General features: G+C 72.9%; 18 protein-coding genes. 11 read left to right on the top strand and 7 right to left on the bottom strand.

Features of this window, described 5'->3' with window-relative positions; genetic code table 11:
* Positions 1–94: 94 nt before the first annotated feature.
* Complete coding sequence (locus tag ABZS77_RS12145) at positions 95–328, bottom strand: hypothetical protein (RefSeq protein WP_030337431.1); 234 nt, start codon at positions 326–328, stop codon at positions 95–97.
* Positions 329–573: 245 nt separating this feature from the next.
* Positions 574–2187, bottom strand: a complete 1614-nt coding sequence (locus ABZS77_RS12140; RefSeq protein WP_354821268.1) for an RNA polymerase sigma factor — start codon at positions 2185–2187, stop codon at positions 574–576.
* 475 nt (positions 2188–2662) lie between these two features.
* Between ABZS77_RS12140 and ABZS77_RS12135 the strand changes: the two genes are divergently transcribed.
* Entirely contained in the window at positions 2663–3484 is an 822-nt protein-coding gene (locus ABZS77_RS12135) for an inositol monophosphatase family protein (RefSeq protein WP_354821265.1), read from the top strand.
* Positions 3485–3519: 35 nt separating this feature from the next.
* Here ABZS77_RS12135 and ABZS77_RS12130 read toward each other — a convergent pair whose 3' ends face one another.
* On the bottom strand, positions 3520–4050 hold the full coding sequence (locus ABZS77_RS12130) for a LytR C-terminal domain-containing protein (RefSeq protein ID WP_354821262.1): 531 nt from the start codon (positions 4048–4050) through the stop codon (positions 3520–3522).
* Between the two features lie 407 nt (positions 4051–4457).
* Between ABZS77_RS12130 and ABZS77_RS12125 the strand changes: the two genes are divergently transcribed.
* Both ABZS77_RS12125 and ABZS77_RS12120 read left to right on the top strand, forming a co-directional pair.
* Complete coding sequence (locus ABZS77_RS12125; protein WP_007075406.1) at positions 4458–4754, top strand: DUF4193 domain-containing protein; 297 nt, start codon at positions 4458–4460, stop codon at positions 4752–4754.
* Positions 4755–4875: 121 nt separating this feature from the next.
* Entirely contained in the window at positions 4876–5673 is a 798-nt protein-coding gene (locus ABZS77_RS12120; RefSeq protein ID WP_354821259.1) for a hypothetical protein, read from the top strand.
* 19 nt (positions 5674–5692) lie between these two features.
* Here ABZS77_RS12120 and ABZS77_RS12115 read toward each other — a convergent pair whose 3' ends face one another.
* Positions 5693–6220: a DUF3093 domain-containing protein gene (locus tag ABZS77_RS12115; RefSeq protein ID WP_354821330.1), complete on the bottom strand. Its 528-nt coding sequence runs from the start codon at positions 6218–6220 to the stop codon at positions 5693–5695.
* 90 nt (positions 6221–6310) lie between these two features.
* On the opposite strand from ABZS77_RS12115, the gene dut reads away from it, so the two are divergent.
* The 4 genes from dut to ABZS77_RS12095 all read left to right on the top strand — a co-directional run bounded on the left by dut (position 6311) and on the right by ABZS77_RS12095 (position 8736).
* Positions 6311–6847, top strand: coding sequence for a dUTP diphosphatase (gene dut, locus ABZS77_RS12110; protein WP_354821256.1), 537 nt, complete (start codon positions 6311–6313; stop codon positions 6845–6847).
* 25 nt (positions 6848–6872) lie between these two features.
* On the top strand, positions 6873–7532 hold the full coding sequence (locus ABZS77_RS12105; RefSeq protein WP_354821253.1) for a DUF3710 domain-containing protein: 660 nt from the start codon (positions 6873–6875) through the stop codon (positions 7530–7532).
* A 114-nt stretch (positions 7533–7646) separates the two neighbouring features.
* Positions 7647–8027: an OB-fold nucleic acid binding domain-containing protein gene (locus tag ABZS77_RS12100; protein WP_354821250.1), complete on the top strand. Its 381-nt coding sequence runs from the start codon at positions 7647–7649 to the stop codon at positions 8025–8027.
* 25 nt (positions 8028–8052) lie between these two features.
* Complete coding sequence (locus tag ABZS77_RS12095) at positions 8053–8736, top strand: DUF3159 domain-containing protein (RefSeq protein WP_354821247.1); 684 nt, start codon at positions 8053–8055, stop codon at positions 8734–8736.
* Between the two features lie 18 nt (positions 8737–8754).
* Here ABZS77_RS12095 and ABZS77_RS12090 read toward each other — a convergent pair whose 3' ends face one another.
* Both ABZS77_RS12090 and ABZS77_RS12085 read right to left on the bottom strand, forming a co-directional pair.
* The gene (locus tag ABZS77_RS12090; protein WP_354821244.1) at positions 8755–9444 is read right to left on the bottom strand and encodes a TrkA family potassium uptake protein; all 690 of its coding nucleotides are present in this window, start codon (positions 9442–9444) and stop codon (positions 8755–8757) included.
* A gap of 3 nt (positions 9445–9447) precedes the next feature.
* Positions 9448–10113 (bottom strand): TrkA family potassium uptake protein, encoded by a 666-nt coding sequence (locus ABZS77_RS12085; protein WP_354821241.1) that lies wholly within the window; start codon positions 10111–10113, stop codon positions 9448–9450.
* Positions 10114–10277: 164 nt separating this feature from the next.
* On the opposite strand from ABZS77_RS12085, the gene ABZS77_RS12080 reads away from it, so the two are divergent.
* The 4 genes from ABZS77_RS12080 to dxs all read left to right on the top strand — a co-directional run bounded on the left by ABZS77_RS12080 (position 10278) and on the right by dxs (position 16823).
* A complete protein-coding gene (locus tag ABZS77_RS12080) occupies positions 10278–12377 on the top strand; it encodes an APC family permease (protein ID WP_354821237.1) in 2100 nt (699 codons plus the stop codon).
* The gene (locus ABZS77_RS12075; RefSeq protein WP_354821234.1) at positions 12370–13635 is read left to right on the top strand and encodes a class I SAM-dependent RNA methyltransferase; all 1266 of its coding nucleotides are present in this window, start codon (positions 12370–12372) and stop codon (positions 13633–13635) included. Before ABZS77_RS12080 ends, ABZS77_RS12075 begins: the two co-directional genes overlap by 8 nt.
* A complete protein-coding gene (locus tag ABZS77_RS12070; protein ID WP_354821232.1) occupies positions 13599–14795 on the top strand; it encodes an anhydro-N-acetylmuramic acid kinase in 1197 nt (398 codons plus the stop codon). Before ABZS77_RS12075 ends, ABZS77_RS12070 begins: the two co-directional genes overlap by 37 nt.
* A gap of 81 nt (positions 14796–14876) precedes the next feature.
* Positions 14877–16823 (top strand): 1-deoxy-D-xylulose-5-phosphate synthase, encoded by a 1947-nt coding sequence (dxs, locus tag ABZS77_RS12065; protein WP_354821229.1) that lies wholly within the window; start codon positions 14877–14879, stop codon positions 16821–16823.
* A 79-nt stretch (positions 16824–16902) separates the two neighbouring features.
* Here the strand turns inward: dxs and ABZS77_RS12060 are convergent, their stop codons facing one another.
* Complete coding sequence (locus ABZS77_RS12060; RefSeq protein ID WP_354821327.1) at positions 16903–18057, bottom strand: hypothetical protein; 1155 nt, start codon at positions 18055–18057, stop codon at positions 16903–16905.
* Positions 18058–18323 lie beyond the last annotated feature (266 nt).

Below are 18323 nucleotides of genomic sequence, written 5' to 3'. Positions count from 1 at the left end.
GGGGGGGGGGGGGGGGGGGGGGGGCGGGGGCCAGCCAACCGCGGGCGGGCCCACCCCGGGGGGGGCCTCCGGCCGGCTATGTCGGTTGCGGAATCTAGTTCGCCATCAAATCGGCGCCACGCCAGCTGAAATCGGGCTCCGTTGCGAACCGCTCGGTGATCTTCACGAGATCCTCCGCGTACTTGTTCGCGTGGTGCCCGCAGAACACCAACTCGCTCCCACCCGCCAGAGTGATCCGGAGCTTCCCGGCAGCATTGCAGCGGTCGCACCGTTCATCGGCGGCTGGGGGCGCCACCGTCTCGGGCGGCGGCGTGAGGGTCGGGGTCATCGCCTTCCTCCTCTGGTCGTCACCGATGAACAATCTCTTCGGTCGTTGCTCACCTATCGTGCAACACCCGTGCCGGGCACTGCCTTCCCTGTGTGCCCGCGGGGGACCGAGGTCACACATGGCAGGGACAGTGTGCCGTGCACCCAGGGTGCCACGTCAACGATCACATTCGTGCATCCGGACGATCACCATCTGGTGTTGCACACCAGGTGGTCAAAACGACACGTTCGGTTGACGAAACCCGCTCAGTCCAGGTAATCCCGCAGGACCTGCGACCGGGACGGGTGACGCAACTTGGACATCGTCTTGGACTCGATCTGCCGGATCCGCTCCCGGGTCACCCCGTAGACCTGGCCGATCTCGTCGAGCGTGCGCGGCTGGCCGTCGGTCAGGCCGAAACGCAGGCGTACGACACCCGCCTCTCGCTCGGAGAGCGTCTGCAGGACCTGCTGGAGCTGGTCCTGCAGGAGCGAGAACGAGACGGCGTCGACCGCGACCACGGCCTCGGAGTCCTCGATGAAGTCACCGAGCTGGCTGTCGCCCTCGTCGCCGATGGTCTGGTCGAGTGAGATGGGCTCCCGGGCGTACTGCTGGATCTCCAGCACCTTCTCGGGTGTGATGTCCATCTCCTTGGCCAGCTCCTCCGGCGTGGGCTCGCGGCCCAGGTCCTGGAGCAGCTCGCGCTGTATGCGGCCGAGCTTGTTGATGACCTCGACCATGTGCACCGGGATGCGGATGGTGCGGGCCTGGTCGGCCATGGCGCGGGTGATCGCCTGACGGATCCACCAGGTGGCGTACGTGGAAAACTTGTAGCCCTTGGTGTAGTCGAACTTCTCCACGGCCCGGATCAGGCCGAGGTTGCCCTCCTGGATGAGGTCGAGGAAGGCCATGCCGCGACCCGTGTACCGCTTCGCGAGGGAGACGACGAGGCGGAGGTTGGCCTCCAGCAGGTGGTTCTTGGCGCGTTCGCCGTCGCGGGAGATCCAGCCGAGGTCGCGGACCATCTCGCGGGTGAGCTTCTCCTCGCCCTCGTCGGCGGCGCGCAGCCGCTCGGCCGCGTAGAGCCCGGCCTCGATGCGCTTGGCCAGCTCCACCTCCTGCTCGGCGTTGAGCAGGGGGACCTTGCCGATCTGCTTCAGGTACGCGCGGACCGAGTCGGCGGAGGCGGTCAGCTCGGCGTCGCGCCGGGCCTGCTTGAGCGCCTCGGACTCCTCGTCGTCCCACTCGAAGTCGTTGTCGGTGGCGGAGGCGGCGGCGTCGGTCTCGGCGGCCTGGGCCAACTCGGCCGGCTCCTCGACCACCACGTCCTCGATGGTGGCGGCGAGTTCCTCGGGGTCGATCTCGCCGTCCGCGCCCTCGCCCTTGGCCTTGCCGGCCGCCTTGGCCGGCTTGGCGCCGGCGGCCGCGGCGACCGTCGCCTTGGTGGCCCGGGTCGACTTGGTGGCCTTCGCCGGCACGGCGGCCGCGCCGGCGACCTCGGCGGTGCTGCCGGCCTTGCGGGGGGCGACCTTGCGGGGGCCGGGCGTCACCGGCGCCTCGTCGGAGGCGGGGGCCTGCTTCGGGGCGGGGGCGGCGGCCTTCTTGGTGGTCTTTGCGGTGGTGGCCCGGGACGCCGGCGTCGTGGAGCGGGCCGCGGCGACCCGGCGGCGGGTGCTCGCCGAGCCGTCCACCACTACGGTCACTCCCGCCTCGGAGAGAGCCCGCAGGATCTTCTTGGCCTGGGCCGGAGTCACCTCGGCGGACTCGACGGTGCGCGCGAGCTGGGCCGACGTGAGCTGACCACCGGCGCTCTGCGCGTGGGCGATCAGGGTGTCGGTGAGCGAGCGAACGTCGGCGCCGGTCTGGCGGGGTTCTGTCACGAATGACCTTCCGGAGGCGAAGAGCGGGCACGGCCGGGTCGTCCGGCACAGCATGGGTCAACCAGGCCGGGCGATGTGGTTGAGGGGCCCCCGTGTCCCGGGCCGGCCGGTGGTCGGCGGTCCGTGGCGCGTGGGCAGGGGTGAATTGTAACGCCGTCTGCGGCGATCATCCTGCGCCGCACTGCGTAACGGCGGTGAGACCGCCGATTCGGCGCTGATGTGGACTTTGTAAGGATGATACTCGCGTACGGCGCTGAGGGCTCGACCGTCGTGGTCGGCTGGCGGTTGAAAGGGCCCGACGTGCCTGTTGACCAGCGGTGACTGCGGGAACGGGGTCGGGGAGCTGAGCACTTAGCGCACATTACCAATACAAAGCGGACATGCCGGTCAGACCCGACACTGGCCGGCGCTGTTTTGTCACCGCGACGACGGACCATGGCGGGCGCGCAGGCGCCGACGTGTGGAAAGGGGCACCATGACCGGCTCGACGCCGACGCCGCAGGAGCTGCTCGCGATCGCGATCGAGGTGGCCCGGGAGGCGGCGGACACCGCGTACCGGATGCGGGCTGCGGGAGTCGAGGTCGCCGCGACCAAGTCCACCCGCACCGACGTGGTCACCGCCGCCGACCGGGCCGTCGAGCGGCAGGTCGTGGACGCCCTGGCCGGGCTCCGGCCCGACGACTCGGTGCTCGGCGAGGAGTACGGCGAGGAGCGCGGCCCGGGCACGACGGGCAGCGGGGTGCGGTGGATCGTCGACCCGATCGACGGCACGGTCAACTACCTGTACGGGCTGGCGCACAGCGCGGTCTCGCTGGCCGCCGAGGTCGACGGGGTGGTCGTCGCCGGTGTGGTCCGCAACGTGTTCACCGGCGAGGAGTGGACGGCCACCGCCGGCGGCGGCGCCTGGCGGGCGGGGCAGCGGTTGCGGTGCTCGACGGAGACCGATCTCGGGCAGGCGCTGGTGGCCACCGGCTTCGCCTACGACGCGGCCCGCCGGTCGCACCAGGCCCGGGTGGTCGCCGGGCTCATCCCGCACGTACGGGACATCCGGCGGCTCGGCGCGGCGGCCCTGGACCTCTGCCTGGCCGCCGAGGGACGCGTCGACGCGTACTTCGAGAAGGGTCTGGCGGCCTGGGACCAGGCCGCCGGCGGGCTGGTGGCGAGCGAGGCGGGCCTGCGGGTTGCCGGCCTGCGGGGGTTGCCCGCCGGCCCGGACCTGGTGCTCGCGGCGCCGGAGGCTCTCTTCGGGCCGCTGCACGACCGGCTGGACGACCTGGACGCCGCCGGTGGCCCGTGAACGTGAACGGCCCTGGCCGGCACCGACCGGTCGAGCTACTTCTTGACCGGCATCGGGCAGCTGCCCTTGGGCGCCTCCGGCGCACCCGAGTCACCGAGCGACTGGTTGACCTCGGTGGTGGTGGCCAACTGCTGGAAGCCGTTGCCGAGCACGACGTCCACCGTGTCGTCGGTGCGCTTCTCGTCGTAGCCCGGATCGGCGTTGTTCAGGAAGTACGCCTGGAGCAGGTGCGCCGAGCCGACGCCCTTCGGGCCGTACCGCAGCACCGCGATGCCGTCGACCTGCTTCTTCTCGTTCGCGGTCTTCTTCACCTGGAACTGCCGGTTGCTGAACTCGTCGGCGACGGTACGGGCGAGGCCGGGCTGGTTCGTGGCGTTGTAGACGTTGATCTTGACGTCCTTGCGCTCGCGCAGGGTTAGGTCGGCCAGGGGCCAGCCCTCGGGGCAGCCCGCGGCGGTGCCCGCCTTGCCCTGGCTGTCGCGGACCACGGCCACGACGACGAAGACCAGGGCGATGACCGCCAGCAGGCCGACGACGACGAGTGCTCGTACTCGCGCAAAACTCATCAGGGCGCTCCCCGGGACGTCAGGTGGGTGGCAACGATCTCTGACCGCCGGCCGTCGAATACGCCGCTGAGGTTAACGGTTGTCCGGCCGTCGCGTGGAAACAGTCCGACATGCCGGCGCGGCGACCGCGAACCGGGTACTACTACCCCTATCTTCGTGTCGCCTGAGTCACATTGGGAACAACTTCGCGTGCTGGGGCGTACATCTCAGCCGCAAGGGCGGTATACATGCCTCGCCCAAGGGGGGTAAGGTTCCGCGCTCGCAGGGGAGTCCCCCCAGCGGTCCCGACCCGTTCGGTCCCCGGGTCGGGTGCCCGACACAAGTGGTGGCCGGCCAGCGGAACCGAAACAGCGTCGTCCGGCGTTACAACCGGGAAGCGACAACATCGATATGGGAGAGTGAAACCGATGGCCACCGACTACGACGCCCCGCGTCGCGACGAGGTCGACCTCGGCGAGGACAGCCTGGAAGAGCTCAAGGCACGGCGCGTCGACTCACAGTCGGGCGCGGTGGACGTTGACGAGGCCGAGGTGGCCGAGAGCTTCGAGCTGCCCGGCGCCGACCTGGCCGACGAGGAGCTCACGGTCAAGGTGCTACCGATGCAGCAGGACGAGTTCCGGTGCGCCCGCTGCTTCCTGGTGCACCACCGCAGCCAGCTGGCGGTCGAGCGCAACGGCGAGCTGATCTGCCGCGAGTGCGTCTGACACGCATGACACCAGCGGCGGCCTCCTGATCGGGGCCGCCGCTGCCGGTGTAGCAGTGCGTCCCCGGTGGGTACCTGCTTGACTCGTAACGGGTAGCCCACTGCACCGGGAGGTCCGACCCATGAGTGATCGAGGCGAGACCACCGACGGTGGTGCCGACGACCTCGGTGCCACCGTCGCCGCGTTGACCGCGGACGACATCGAGCCGGCCCGGCGTCGCCAGCTGCTGACCCGCATGGTCGGGCAGGCCCGCGCCCGGGGGATCTCCGACCTGTTCAAGCCCCGTTCCGCCGTGCGGTGGATGGTCGACGCCGTCGCCGAGGTCGCCCCGCACGTGCCGGTACGGGACCTGGCCACCCTGCGCGCGCACTTTCCGGGGCTGGACGACGCCGCCCTGGCCGAACGCCTGATCCGCAACGCGTCGCGGACCACCGCGGCGATCGGCGCGGCCGGCGGGGGAGTGGCAGCCGTCGAGTGGGCCGTGGCCCCGACCCTGCTCTCCGCGCCGGTGCTGCTCGCCGCCGAGACCGTCGCCGTGGTGGCGGTGGAGCTGAAGCTGGTCGGCGAGCTGCACGAGATCCACGGGGTGGACCTGCCGGCCGCCGGCGGCCAACGGGCGGTCACCCTGGTGCACTCGTGGGCCACCCAACGCGGCGTCAACCCGATGGTGCCCGGCGTCGGGGTGGGCGCGGTCCTCGGCACCGCCGCCCGCAAGGAGCTGCGGGACATGCTGCTGCGGCGCTTCGGCCGTAACCTCACCACGCTCGGGCCGTTCCTCACCGGCGCGGCGGTGGCCAGCTTCCTGAACCGTCGGGCCACCCAGCAGATGGCCGAGCAGCTTCAGCTGGACCTGCGCCGCCGTGGCATCGCCCGACCGGCGTCGCCGCCGGAGCTGCCCGGGCCGCCCACCGGCACCTGAGCGCGCCGTCGACGGCGGATCAGCTCGGCTCGCCGGCCGACCGGTCGGCGGGCCGCAGCGCGTCCCGTGCGGACAGCACCGCCTCGGCCAGCTCGACCGGGTGCCGGGTGCTCACCACCCAGAAGGGCGTCGGATCGGCCGGATCGTCGAGCACCACCTGCACGGCGCCGCCGATCCACGGCCGCTGCACCACGAAGGCGAGCGGGTCCGCGCCCACCCCGAGCACCTCACGGCGGCCGGCCGTGTCCAACGGGACCACGTCGGCCACGAACCGCACCGGCAGCCGGGCGTCGTCCACCCGCAGCTCGGCGTCCACGACCGCGACCCGGATCCGACCCAGCCACCACAGGCCGGCGGCCGTCGCCGGCAGCAGCACCGCGAACGGCAGCCAGGCGCGGACACCGGAGGCGCCCATCCAGATCTCGACGGCCAGCAGCGCGGCGGCCACCAGCCCCGCCAGCCACAGCCACCAGGGCAGGTCCAGCCGTTCGGCGTACGCCGTGCGGTCCGTCGCGGGCGACTGACCGGCGGACGGGGAGGGCGACATGCTCACTACTGCGAGGGTACGGCGCACGACGGCCCGGCCAACCGGCAGGATGGCAGGGTCACCCCGTGAACCGGACAGAAGAGGGGACCCGTGACCGACGTCGTACCCGTGCCCGTACGGCAGCTCGACGGTGAGCTGCCGCTGCCCACGTACGCCCATCCCGGCGACGCCGGCGCCGACCTGGTGGCGGCCACGGACGTGGAGCTGCCGCCCGGCGGCCGCGCCCTGGTGCCCACCGGCGTCGCCATCGCGCTGCCGGAGGGGTACGTGGGTCTGGTCCACCCCCGCTCCGGTCTGGCGGCGAGGCTCGGCGTGACCGTCCTCAACGCGCCCGGTACGGTCGACGCCGGCTACCGGGGTGAGATCCTGGTCAACCTGATCAACCATGATCGGGACACGCCGGCGAGGATCTCCCGCGGCGACCGGATCGCGCAGCTCGTGGTGCAGCGCGTCGCGCGGGCGCGGTTCGAGCCGGTGGTCGAGCTTCCCGGGTCCCGGCGCGGCACCGGTGGGCACGGCTCCACCGGCGGGCACGCCGGACTGGTGCCGACGCCGGCGGGTCAGGGTCGCATCGAGCAGCGGCCGGACGAGCCGGGACGCGGGCGGACGGAAGAGGTGGCAGGGTGAGTGTGAACAGCGGAGGGTGGGCGCAGTGATCTTCTCCCGAAAGCGGGCCGGTGCCGAGGGGCGTACCCGCGACGAGCGGACCACCGAGGTCCTCGACCAGGGTGCCGGGGCGTCCGCGCTGGTGCGCGGCCCGTACGACATCTCCGAGGTCGACGACGAGGTGCAGCGGCTCGACCTGGGCAGCCTGCACATCCCCGCGATCGCCGAGGTGGAGGTGCGGGTGCAGGCCGACCCGCAGGGCGTGGTCCAACAGGTGGTGCTGGTGCACGGGGACAACGCGTTGCAGCTCGGCGTCTTCGCCGCCCCCCGGTCCGAGGGGATCTGGGACGAGGTGCGCGAGGAGATCCGCCAGTCGCTGCTGCGCGACGGCGCCGCCGCGCAGGAGGTCGAGGGCGAGTACGGCCCCGAGCTGCACGCCCAGGTGCGTACCCCGGACGGTCCGACGAACCTGCGGTTCGTGGGCGTCGACGGGCCGCGCTGGATGGTCCGCGGTGTCTTCCAGGGTCCGGTGGCGACCGATCCGGCGGCCGCCGGCCCGCTCGCCGAGTGCCTGGAGGGCCTGGTGGTCGACCGGGGCCAGGAGGCGAAGCCGGTCCGCGAGCCGCTGCCGCTGCGGCTGCCCCGGGAGGTCGCCGACCAGGCCGGCGTCGAGGACGGGTCCGCCGCCGAGCCGCGCCAGGTCTGACCGACGCGCACCGGCCCGCCGGAACCGGCCCCGTCGGCGTACGCTGGCGGGACGGTTCCGGCGTCGCCGGGGCCGGCCGGGGTCGGTGAGCGTGGAGAGGGTGACGCGGAGGTCATGATGACCGACGAGGGCAGGGTGTCGCTGCGGCGGCTTCTGCAACGGTTCACCGCCAGCGAGGCCGAGATCGACGCGCAGGAGCTGCGTCGGGAGAGCGCCGAGTGTGGCGGCATCCCGGCCCAGATGTGCTCGCGGGGCCAGGTGGTGTCGGTCGCGGGTCGGCTGCGCACCGTGGTCTACACCCCGCGGACCAACCTGCCCACCCTGGAGGCCGACCTGTACGACGGCAGCGACGTCGTCACCCTGGTCTGGCTGGGTCGGCGGCACATCGCCGGGATCGAGCCGGGGCGGCACCTGACCGCTCGCGGGCGGATGGCGGTGCGCGACGAGCGCAAGGTCATCTACAACCCGTACTACGAGCTGGACTCGCCCAAGTGACGGCACCGCGGACGGAAGGCCGGCGATGACGACGGGACAGGACCGGGCGGCGCAGCCGGACACCGGCACCGAGGACGACGAGCGACTGCCGACGATCGCCGAGCAGATGGCCGACCAGCTCGGCGGCTGGCGAGGGCTGGTCGAGTCGAGCATCCCGGTCGTGGTCTTCGTTGTCGCCAACATCATCGGCGAGCTGCGACCGGCGGTGATCGCCTCGGTGGCCGTCGCGGTGCTGATCGCCGGGCTGCGGCTGGCTCAGCGCCGGCCGATCCGGCATGCCATGAACGGGCTGTTCGGCGTCGGTGTCGGCGCGGCCATCGCCTGGCGTACCGGTGACGAACGGGACTTCTACCTGCCCGGCATCCTCTACGGCATCGGGTACGGCGTGGCGCTGCTGATCTCGGCGGCCATCCGGCAGCCGCTGGTCGGCTGGATCTGGTCGGTGCTGGTCGCGAAGGGCCGCTCGGAGTGGCGGGCCGATCCGAAGCTGGTGCGCACCTTCACGCAGCTCACGGTGCTCTGGGGCGTGGTCTGGCTGGCCAAGGTCGGTGTGCAGGCGGGTCTCTACCTGGCCCACCAGGACACCGCGCTGGGCGTGGCCCGGCTGGCCCTGGGCTACCCGCCGTACGCGCTGCTGCTGCTGATCACCGTCTGGACGGTGCGCCGGGTCACCCGGGAGCCGCAGCCCACCCCGCTGCCCGGCGCCTGAGCGTTCCGCACCGGGGGCTCAGCGCGAGCCGCGGGTCCGTTCGACGCTGTCCGCACCGAGGATCACCGCACGGACCTCGTCCTCCACCTCGGCGGTGCAGACGAAGATCAACTCATCGCCGACCTCGATCGGGTCGTCCGGACTGGGGACCAGGACCCGCTTGCCGCGCAGGATCGCCACAAGCGCGGAGTCGCGCGGCAGCGGGACGGCGTGGATGGGCTGACCGACGTAGGGCGCGGTCGGCGGAAGGGTGATCTCGACCAGGTTCGCCTCGCCCTGCCGGAAGGTCATGAGCCGGACCAGGTCGCCGACGGTGACCGCCTCCTCGACCAGCGCGGCCATCACCCGCGGCTTGCTCACCGCGACGTCCACGCCCCACTGCTCGGTGAAGAGCCACTCGTTCTCGGCCCGGTTGACCCGGGCCACCACGCGCGGCACCGCGAACTCGGTCTTGGCCAGCAGCGACAGCACCAGGTTGGTCTTGTCGTCGCCGGTGGCGGCGACCACGACGTCGCAGCCGGCGACATTCGCCTCCTCCAGGCTGGCCACCTCGCACGCGTCGGCGAGCACCCACTCGGCGGCCGGCACCCGGTCGGGGCGCAGCATCTTCGGTTGGCGTTCGATGAGCATGACCTGGTGGCCGTTGTCGATCAGCTCCTGGGCGATCGAGCGGCCCACGTTGCCCGCGCCCGCGATGGCGACCCGCATGGCTCAGCGCCCTCCTTCCGGCGGCGTCGCCGCCACCGACGTGACAGTCGCCACGATGTCGTCGCTGACCAGCATGAACACCTGGTCACCCTCCTGCACGACGCTGGACGCGGTGGGCAGCGTGCCGATCCCGAAGCGGATCAGGTAGGCCACCCGCGCCCCGGACGCGTCCTCCAGGGTGCGAACCGGCCGGCCGATCCAGTCCTTGTGGACCGGGACCTCGACGATCGACACGGTGCTCGTGGGGTCGCGGAAGATCTCCACGTTGCCCTCCGGCACCAGGTGCCGCAGCATCCGGTCGGCGGTCCACCGCACGGTCGCCACGGTGGGGATGCCGAGACGCTCGTACACCTGCGCCCGGCGCTGGTCGTAGATCCGGGCGGCCACCCGGGAGACGCCGAACGTCTCGCGGGCCAGCCGCGCCGAGATGATGTTGGAGTTGTCGCCGCTGGAGACGGCCGCGAAGGCGTCCGCCCGCTCGATGCCGGCCTGGCGCAGCACGTCGCCGTCGAAGCCCGCCCCGGTCACCGTGATCCCGGCGAAGTCGGGCCCGAGCCGCCGGAAGGCGTCGGCGTCCTGGTCGATCACCGCCACCGAGTGCCCCCGGGATTCCAGGCTGTGGGCGAGGGTCGACCCGACCCGGCCACAACCCATGATCACGACGTGCACGCTGTCCCTCCCAAAGGTGCGTACCGCTCCCGCTGCCGGTGGCCTCTCGATGCGAGCCTGCCACGTCCGGGTGCGCGGCGGGGACCGACCGTACCCCGTGCCGCGCGGCGGTCACGATCGCCCACCCCCGCGCTCCCGACGTGGTGGTCGTACCCTTGGCGTTCGTGGCCAGTCCCACCTCGCTGCTGAAGCGGCTCCTCCTCGGTCGACCGTTCCGGTCCGACCGGCTCCAGCACACCCTCCTGCCAAAGCGCATCGCGCTGCCCGTGTTCGCGTCCGACGCTCTGTCCAGCGTCGCGTACGCGCCCGACGAGATCCTGCTGACCCTCTCCATCGCCGGCGCCTCGGCGTACGTCTTCTCGCCGTGGATCGCCCTCGCGGTGGTCGTGGTGATGCTGACGGTGGTGGCCAGCTACCGGCAGAACGTGCACGCCTACCCCTCCGGTGGGGGTGACTACGAGGTGGCCACCGTCAACCTGGGGCCGAAGTTCGGTGTCGGGGTGGCAAGCGCGCTGCTTGTCGACTACGTGCTCACGGTGGCGGTGTCGGTCTCCTCCGGGGTGGCCAACCTGGGCTCCGTGGTGCCGTTCGTGGCCACCCACAAGGTCCTCATCGCGGTGATCGCGGTCGTCCTGCTGACGGCGGTCAACCTGCGGGGGCTCCGCGAGTCGGGCACCGCGTTCGCCATCCCCACCTACGGCTTCGTCATCGTGATGGGCGGGATGCTGCTCACCGGCCTGTTCCGGGTCTTCGTGCTCGGTGACGACCTCCGGGCGCCGAGCGCCGACCTGGTCATCCAGGCCGAGCACAGCGTGACCGGCTTCGCGCTGATCTTCCTGCTGCTGCGGACGTTCAGCTCGGGCGCCGCCGCGCTCACCGGTGTCGAGGCGATCTCCAACGGAGTGCCGGCGTTCAAGGCGCCCAAGAGCCGTAACGCCGCCACGACGCTGCTGCTCCTGGGCGCGATCGCGGTGAGCCTGCTCGTCGGGATCATCTGGCTGGCCCGGCTGACCCACCTCCAGTTCGTCGAGGACCCGGCCCTGCAGATCGTCTCCGGACCCGAGGGGTACGTGCAGAAGACGGTCACCACCCAGCTCGGCGAGACGGTCTTCGGGTCCGGCTCGATCCTGCTGTACGTGGTCGCCGGGATGACGGCGTTGATCCTCTTCCTGGCCGCGAACACCGCGTTCAACGGCTTCCCGGTGCTCGGCTCGATCCTCGCCCAGGACCGTTACCTGCCCCGCCAGTTCCACACCCGGGGCGACCGGCTGGCCTTCTCCAACGGCATCACCTTCCTGGCCCTCTTCGCGATCGTGCTGATCGTCGGCTTCCAGGCCGAGGTGACCCGACTCATCCAGCTCTACATCGTCGGGGTCTTCGTCTCGTTCACCGTCTCCCAGGCCGGCATGATCCGGCACTGGAACCGGCGGCTGCGCACCGAGCGGGACCCCGAGGCGCGGCAGCGGATGCACCGCTCCCGGGCCATCAACACCTTCGGGATGGGGCTGACCGGAACGGTGCTGGTGATCGTCCTGGTCACCAAGTTCCTGCTCGGCGCCTGGATCGCGATCGCCGCGATGGCGGTGATCTACCTGCTGATGCTGGCCATCCGCCGGCACTACGACCGGATCGCCGTCGAGCTGACCCCACCGGACGAGGGCCGGGCCGTGCTGCCGGCCCGTAACCACGCGATCGTGCTGGTCAGCAAGCTGCACCAGCCGACCCTGCGGGCCATCGCGTACGCCCGGGCCACCCGGCCGGACACGTTGACCGCCGTGACGGTCAACGTGGACGAGGAGGACACCCGGGATCTGCAGGCCGAGTGGGAGCGGCGGGAGATGGCCATCCCGCTCACCGTGATCGACTCGCCGTACCGGGAGATCACCCGGCCGATCCTGGACTTCGTCGCCTCCACCCGCCGCAAGTCACCCCGCGACGTGGTGACGGTCTTCATCCCGGAGTACGTGGTGGGCCGCTGGTGGGAGAACCTGCTGCACAACCAGAGCGCGTTGCGCCTCAAGGGCCGGCTGCTCTTCGAACCGGGGGTGATGGTGGTCAGCGTGCCGTGGCAGCTCGCCTCGACGGCGAGCAAGAACCTGGACCGGCTGGACGCCACGCTGTCCCGTACCCCGGCGCGGGGCCCCCGGATGGGGTTGCGCGGCACGGCGTCCGCGGACGCGCCGGCGGTGGTCTCCGCGCCGTCCGGCGACGGCGTTCCGGGTGCCGGTGGACCGGCCGACCGGGGCGGGGCCGACCGTGACTGAGCCGGGACCTGGCGGTGCCGCGACGTCGGAGCGCGGGCTCGCCGAGGCCGAACGCGTCGAACTGACCGTGGACGCCGTCGCGCCCGGTGGGCACTGCGTGGCCCGGGTGGACGGGCAGGTCGTCTTCGTCCGGCACGCGCTGCCCGGCGAGCGGGTGATCGCCGAGGTCACCGAGGTGCACAAGGGGTTCGTCCGGGCGGACGCGGTGACCGTGCTGGACGCCTCGCCGGACCGGGTGGAGCCGCCCTGCCCGTACGCGAGGCCGGGCGCCTGCGGCGGTTGTGACCTGCAACACGTCGCGCCGGACGCCCAGCTGGCCTGGAAGACCGCTGTGGTGCGCGAGCAGCTGGCCCGCCTCGGTGGGCTGGGCGACGACGAACTGGACCGGCTCGCCGTCCGGGTCGAGGCGCTGCCCGGCGGGCTGCTGGGCTGGCGCTCCCGGGTCCGGTACGCGGTGGACGCCGCGGACCGCGCCGGCCTGCTCAAGCACCGTTCGCACGAGGTGGTGCCGATCGACAGGTGCCGGATCGCCCACCCGGCCATCCAGCAGCTCCCGGTGCTCACCCCGACCGGGGCGAGCTGGCCCGACGCCGACGCGGTGGAGACCGTCGCCAGCACCGGCGGCGACGTGACCGTCGCCGAGGTTCACGACGGGGTGTCCGCCCCGGTACGCGGGCCCGCCGAGGTCCGCGAGGTGGCCGCCGGACGGGACTGGACGCTGCCCGCGTCCGCGTTCTGGCAGGTGCACCCGGCGGCGGCCGACACGCTGTCCACGGCCGTGCTGGAGCTGCTGGACCCGCAGCCGGGCGAGCGGGCCTGGGACCTGTACGGCGGGGCCGGACTGTTCGCCGCCGGACTGGCCACCCGGGTCGGCGCGACCGGCCGGGTGACCCTGGTGGAGGCCGCGCCGCAGGGCGTCGCCGCCGCCCGGCGGAACCTGGCCGACCTGGGCCACGTCGAGGTGGTGTCGGCCCGGGTGGAGACCGCGCTGGCCCGCCGACGGATCACCGGCCCGGTCGACGTGGTGGTGCTCGACCCACCCCGCTCCGGGGCCGGCGCCCCGGTCGTGCGCGCGCTCGCCGCCGCCGGCCCGCGGGCGGTCGCGTACGTGGCCTGCGATCCGGCGGCCTTCGCCCGGGACGTGCGGACCTTCGCCGAGCTGGGCTGGCGGCTGGCCGCGCTGCGCGGCTTCGACCTGTTCCCGATGACGCAGCACGTCGAGTGCGTCGGGCTGCTGCTCCCGGCGACCGGGCGCTGATGCGCGTCGTCGGCCTGATGTCGGGCACGTCGTACGACGGCGTGGACGTCGTCGCGGCGGAGTTCGACGTCGAGGGGGACACCCTGTGGCTGCGGCCGCTGGGACACCGCGGCCTGGACTACGACGAGGGGTTGCGCGCCGAGATCGCCGCGCTGCTGCCGCCGGCGGCCACCACCATCGAGGCCGTCTGCCGGCTCGACAACCGCCTCGGCGAGGTCTTCGCCGACGCGGCGGCCGTCGGCGTGGACCTCGCCGGTGGGCCTGTCGACGCGGTGGTCTCGCCAGGTCAGACGGTCTTCCACTGGGTGGCCGACGGGACCGCCCGGGGCACCCTGCAACTGGGCGCCGTGGCCCGGGTGGCCGCCCGGGTCGGCGTACCGGTGCTCAGCGACCTGCGCTCGGCGGACATCGCCGCCGGCGGGCAGGGCGCGCCGCTGGTGCCGGCCTTCGACGCGCTGCTGCTCGACGGCGGCGCCGGGCCGCGCGCGGCGCTGAACCTCGGCGGCATCGCCAACCTCACGGTGGTCGCGCCGGGGGCGCCGGTCCTCGGGTACGACGTCGGTCCGGCCAACGCCCTGCTGGACGCGGCGGCCCGCCGCCTCCTGGACCAGCCGTGCGACCTCGACGGCGCGCGGGCGGCGGCCGGCCGGGTGCACCCGGGGCTGCTCGCCGCGCTGCTGGCCGAGCCGTACTACGCGGCGGCCCCACCCAAGTCCACGGGCAAGGAGCTGTTCCACGCCGGCTACCTGGACCGGCACCTCGCCGCGCTCGGCGAGCCGGTGCCGGTGGACGACCTGCTGGCCACCCTCACCGAGCTGACCGCGCGGGTGGTCGCCGCCGAGTGCGACAGGCACGGTGTGGTCGAGGTCATCGCGGCCGGCGGCGGTGTGCGAAACCCCACCCTGCTGGGGCGGCTCGCCGCGCTGGGTGCCGGCCGGTGGCGGCTGCGTGGCACCGACGAGCTGGGCGTGCCCGCGCAGGCCAAGGAGGCGTACGCGTTCGCGCTGCTCGGCTGGCTGTCCTGGCACGGCCTGCCCGGATCGATCCCGTCGGTGACCGGGGCCGCCCGGGGCGTCGTGCTCGGCTCGTGGACCCCGGCCGGTCCGGCGTACCCCGGCGCACCGGCCACCCCGCCGAGCCGATTGCGGATCCGTCTCTGAGCAGGCGCTCAGCCGTCGGGAGTGGCCCGGGTGGCTCGGGTCGGACTGCGGAGTACCGGGCGGCCGATAGACTCTCCGGTCATGAGCGTTGAAGAGGACACGGCCAACCACGGCCGGTTGCTGGGGACGGTCCGCGGTCCGCAGGACGTCAAGCGGATGTCGGGCGAGGAACTGGACGTACTCGCCGCGGAGATCCGGGACTTCCTGATCGCGAAGGTCTCCCGCACCGGCGGGCACGTCGGGCCCAACCTCGGCGTGGTCGAGCTGACGCTTGCCATGCACCGCGTCTTCGACTCCCCCCGCGACCGGCTCCTGTTCGACACCGGCCACCAGGCGTACGTACACAAGATCCTCACCGGGCGTCAGGCCGGCTTCGACAAGCTCCGCCAGCGCGGTGGCCTCTCCGGCTACCCCAGCCAGGCGGAGAGCGAGCACGACCTCATCGAGAACTCGCACGCCTCCACCGCGCTCTCCTACGCCGACGGTCTGGCCAAGGCGTACGCCCTGCGGGGCGAGGCGCGCAGCGTCGTGGCCGTGGTCGGCGACGGCGCGCTCACCGGCGGCATGTGCTGGGAGGCGCTGAACAACATCGCCACCGCCGGCAACTCGCTGGTGATCGTGGTCAACGACAACGGCCGGTCGTACTCGCCGACCATCGGCGGTCTGGCCGACCACCTGTCCTCGCTGCGCCTCAACCCGGGCTACGAGAAGGTCCTGGACACGGTCAAGGACGCCCTCGGCTCCACCCCCCTGGTCGGCAAGCCCATGTACGAGGTGCTGCACGCCGTCAAGAAGGGCATCAAGGACGCGGTCGCCCCGCAGGCCATGTTCGAGGACCTGGGCATCAAGTACGTCGGCCCGGTCGACGGGCACGACGTGGCGGCGGTCGAGGCGGCGCTGCGCGCGGCGAAGAACTTCGGCGGCCCGGTGATCGTGCACGCGGTCACCCGCAAGGGCTACGGCTACCGTCCCGCCGAGGAGGACGAGGCGGACTGCCTGCACGGCCCCGGCGGCGCCTTCGACGTGGAGACCGGCGCGCTGCTGGCCGCCCCGGCCGTGAAGTGGACGCACGTCTTCGCCGACGAGCTGCTGGCCGTCGCCGACGAGCGGCCGGACGTGGTCGGCATCACCGCCGCCATGGCCGAGCCGACAGGCATCGCGAAGCTCGCCCGCAAGTACCCCGAGCGGGTGTACGACGTGGGCATCGCCGAGCAGCACGCCGCCACCTCGGCGGCCGGGTTGGCGCTCGGCGGTCTGCACCCGGTGGTCGCCGTCTACGCCACCTTCCTCAACCGCGCCTTCGACCAGGTTCTGCTGGACGTGGCGATGCACAAGCTGCCGGTGACCTTCGTGCTGGACCGGGCGGGCATCACCGGCCCGGACGGCCCGAGCCACTACGGCATCTGGGACATGTCGGTCTTCGGCGTGGTGCCCGGTCTGCGGATCGCCGCACCCCGCGACGCCGCCACCCTGCGCGAGGAGCTGCGTGAGGCGCTGGCTGTCGACGACGGCCCGACCGTGGTGCGCTTCCCGACCGGCACCGTCGCCGCGGACCTGCCGGCGCTGCGCCGGGTCGGCCCGGTCGACGTGCTGGCCGAGTCGGCGCGTACCGACGTGCTGCTCGTCGCCGTCGGCTCCTTCGGCCAACTGGGCATGGAGGTGGCCGCCCGGGTCGCCGAGCAGGGCTACGGCGTCACCGTCGTCGACCCGCGCTGGGTGCGTCCGGTCCCGGCGGAGCTGGTCGACCTGGCCGCCCGTCACCGGCTCGTGGTCAGCGTCGAGGACGGCGTCCGGGTCGGCGGGGTGGGCGACGCGCTCGCCCAGGCGATGCGCGACGCCGACGTCCGGGTGCCGCTCAAGGACCTGGGTGTACCGGCCGACTGGCACCCGCACGGCACCCGCGCGCAGATCCTCGCCGACCTGGGCCTGACGGCGCAGGACGTGGCCCGCAACGTCACCGGCTGGATCTCCGGCCTGGACGCCACCCCGGACCGCCTCACCCCCAGCGACGCGGCCGCACAGAACTGACCCACGACACGGCAACGGCGGGCGTCCCTGTGGGCCGCCCGCCGTTCCCGTCCTCGGGCCTGCCCGTCCCTCGCGGGGGTCAGCGGGGGGTTATCGAGCGGTAGTGGGTCTTGTCGGTGTTGGCCAGGCTGTACGTCTGGGTGCGGGTGGGCTCGGGGACGACCACCAGGCCGGGGCGTTCGACGAGCAGCGGCGTTCCGGGCGGCACGGACAGCGAGCTGTCCCGGGTGGCCCGCCAACTGAGCACCACCAGGGGCTGCCCCGGCACCGGCAGCTGGTAGGTCTGCAACGGGGTGGCCCGGTCGGCCGGCGAGACCACCGGCGCGCTCCCGTCCGCCGGCCGGTAGATCACGGCGGTCATCGTGCCGGCGTCGGTGTCCCAGCTCAGCTGCTGCAACTCGGCCGCCTCGCCGCCGCCGAGGGCGACCTCACCGAGTGAGCGGACGGTCAGCTTCGCCATCGGCCAGGACGTCGGCACCGAGCGCGGCGCGTCCCGGTCGCCGACCCGGCGGGGGATGCTGCCGAACGGACCCCGGTCACCGGCCAGCACGCAGGTGTCCAGACCGGTCAGGGCGCGCCGACCGGCACCGGACTCGTCGCGGACCAGCGGGTAGCGCGGGTCGACGGTGCCGGTGCCCAGGTCGAGCAGCCGGTCGGCGGCCCGCCCCCGGGGCAGCGACTCGGTGGCCCGCAGGGTCGCGGTCACCGGCACCGCCGCGCAGGCCGGCACGTCGACGGGCGCGCTGAGACCGTCGGCCACGGTCAGCGCCCGGCCCTGTGGCCCGAGCAGCGTCTGCACCCGGGCGGACACCAGATAGCGGCGACCGCCAGCGGTCTGCACCGGCAGCACGTCGGAGTAGACCAGGTAGCCCGGATCGGTGTACTCCGAGGCGCGGGTGACCGCGTACTTGTCCCCGTCGCGGGTGAGTTGCAGCAGCCAGGAGGCGCTCTCGCCGGGTACGTCGGCGGCGACCAGGGCCACCGGCGCGCCGTCGACCCGGCCGGAGAAGAGGATGCCGGACGAGGGCAGGTGCGCCCGGTCGTCGGCCGGTGAACGCCAGTCCCGTACCGCGTCGGTGACCGCCGCCGTCGACGCCGTGTCACCGGCCAGGTCGCCCCGGGGCGGCCACACCGCCAGGGAGCCGTCCAGGCTGTCGTACCCGACCCGCAGGTCCCGTGGTTGACGGTCGGCGACCGGACCGCACGCCGTCGCGGCCAGCAGTACGCCCAGCAGGACGGTGAGCGCCCTGCCGTGCCGACGGCCTGGAGTCACCTGGTCCGCCCCCGATCGCCTCGCCGTCGCTGTCGGAAAGCGCCATAGTACGAGATGTCCGGCCCGGAACCTCAGGTGGTCGCCGCCGCATCCTCCACAGTGGACGCCACCGGGGTTTTCGTGCCTTTTCGTCGCTCCGGTAGACTCCGCCGACTGTGACGCCTGCCGAGTCCCGCGCCCTGTCCGCGCCGCACCCGGAGGCGGCTGGCGGCCTCGACGACCTCGAC

Origin of the sequence: Micromonospora sp. NPDC005298 (assembly GCF_040607375.1) — a bacterium.
Lineage (GTDB): Bacteria > Actinomycetota > Actinomycetes > Mycobacteriales > Micromonosporaceae > Micromonospora.
The sequence above is the reverse complement of the archived record's forward strand: the minus strand, read 5'-3'. Positions and strand labels throughout refer to the sequence as shown.

Coding starts and splice junctions, on each gene's coding strand:
- ABZS77_RS12145 (WP_030337431.1), bottom strand. CDS start 328: ATGACCCCGACCCTCACGCCGCCGCCCGAGACGGTGGCGCCCCCAGCC.
- ABZS77_RS12135 (WP_354821265.1), top strand. CDS start 2,663: ATGACCGGCTCGACGCCGACGCCGCAGGAGCTGCTCGCGATCGCGATC.
- ABZS77_RS12130 (WP_354821262.1), bottom strand. CDS start 4,050: ATGAGTTTTGCGCGAGTACGAGCACTCGTCGTCGTCGGCCTGCTGGCG.
- ABZS77_RS12125 (WP_007075406.1), top strand. CDS start 4,458: ATGGCCACCGACTACGACGCCCCGCGTCGCGACGAGGTCGACCTCGGC.
- ABZS77_RS12120 (WP_354821259.1), top strand. CDS start 4,876: ATGAGTGATCGAGGCGAGACCACCGACGGTGGTGCCGACGACCTCGGT.
- ABZS77_RS12115 (WP_354821330.1), bottom strand. CDS start 6,220: ATGTCGCCCTCCCCGTCCGCCGGTCAGTCGCCCGCGACGGACCGCACG.
- ABZS77_RS12100 (WP_354821250.1), top strand. CDS start 7,647: ATGATGACCGACGAGGGCAGGGTGTCGCTGCGGCGGCTTCTGCAACGG.
- ABZS77_RS12095 (WP_354821247.1), top strand. CDS start 8,053: ATGACGACGGGACAGGACCGGGCGGCGCAGCCGGACACCGGCACCGAG.
- ABZS77_RS12090 (WP_354821244.1), bottom strand. CDS start 9,444: ATGCGGGTCGCCATCGCGGGCGCGGGCAACGTGGGCCGCTCGATCGCC.
- dxs (WP_354821229.1), top strand. CDS start 14,877: ATGAGCGTTGAAGAGGACACGGCCAACCACGGCCGGTTGCTGGGGACG.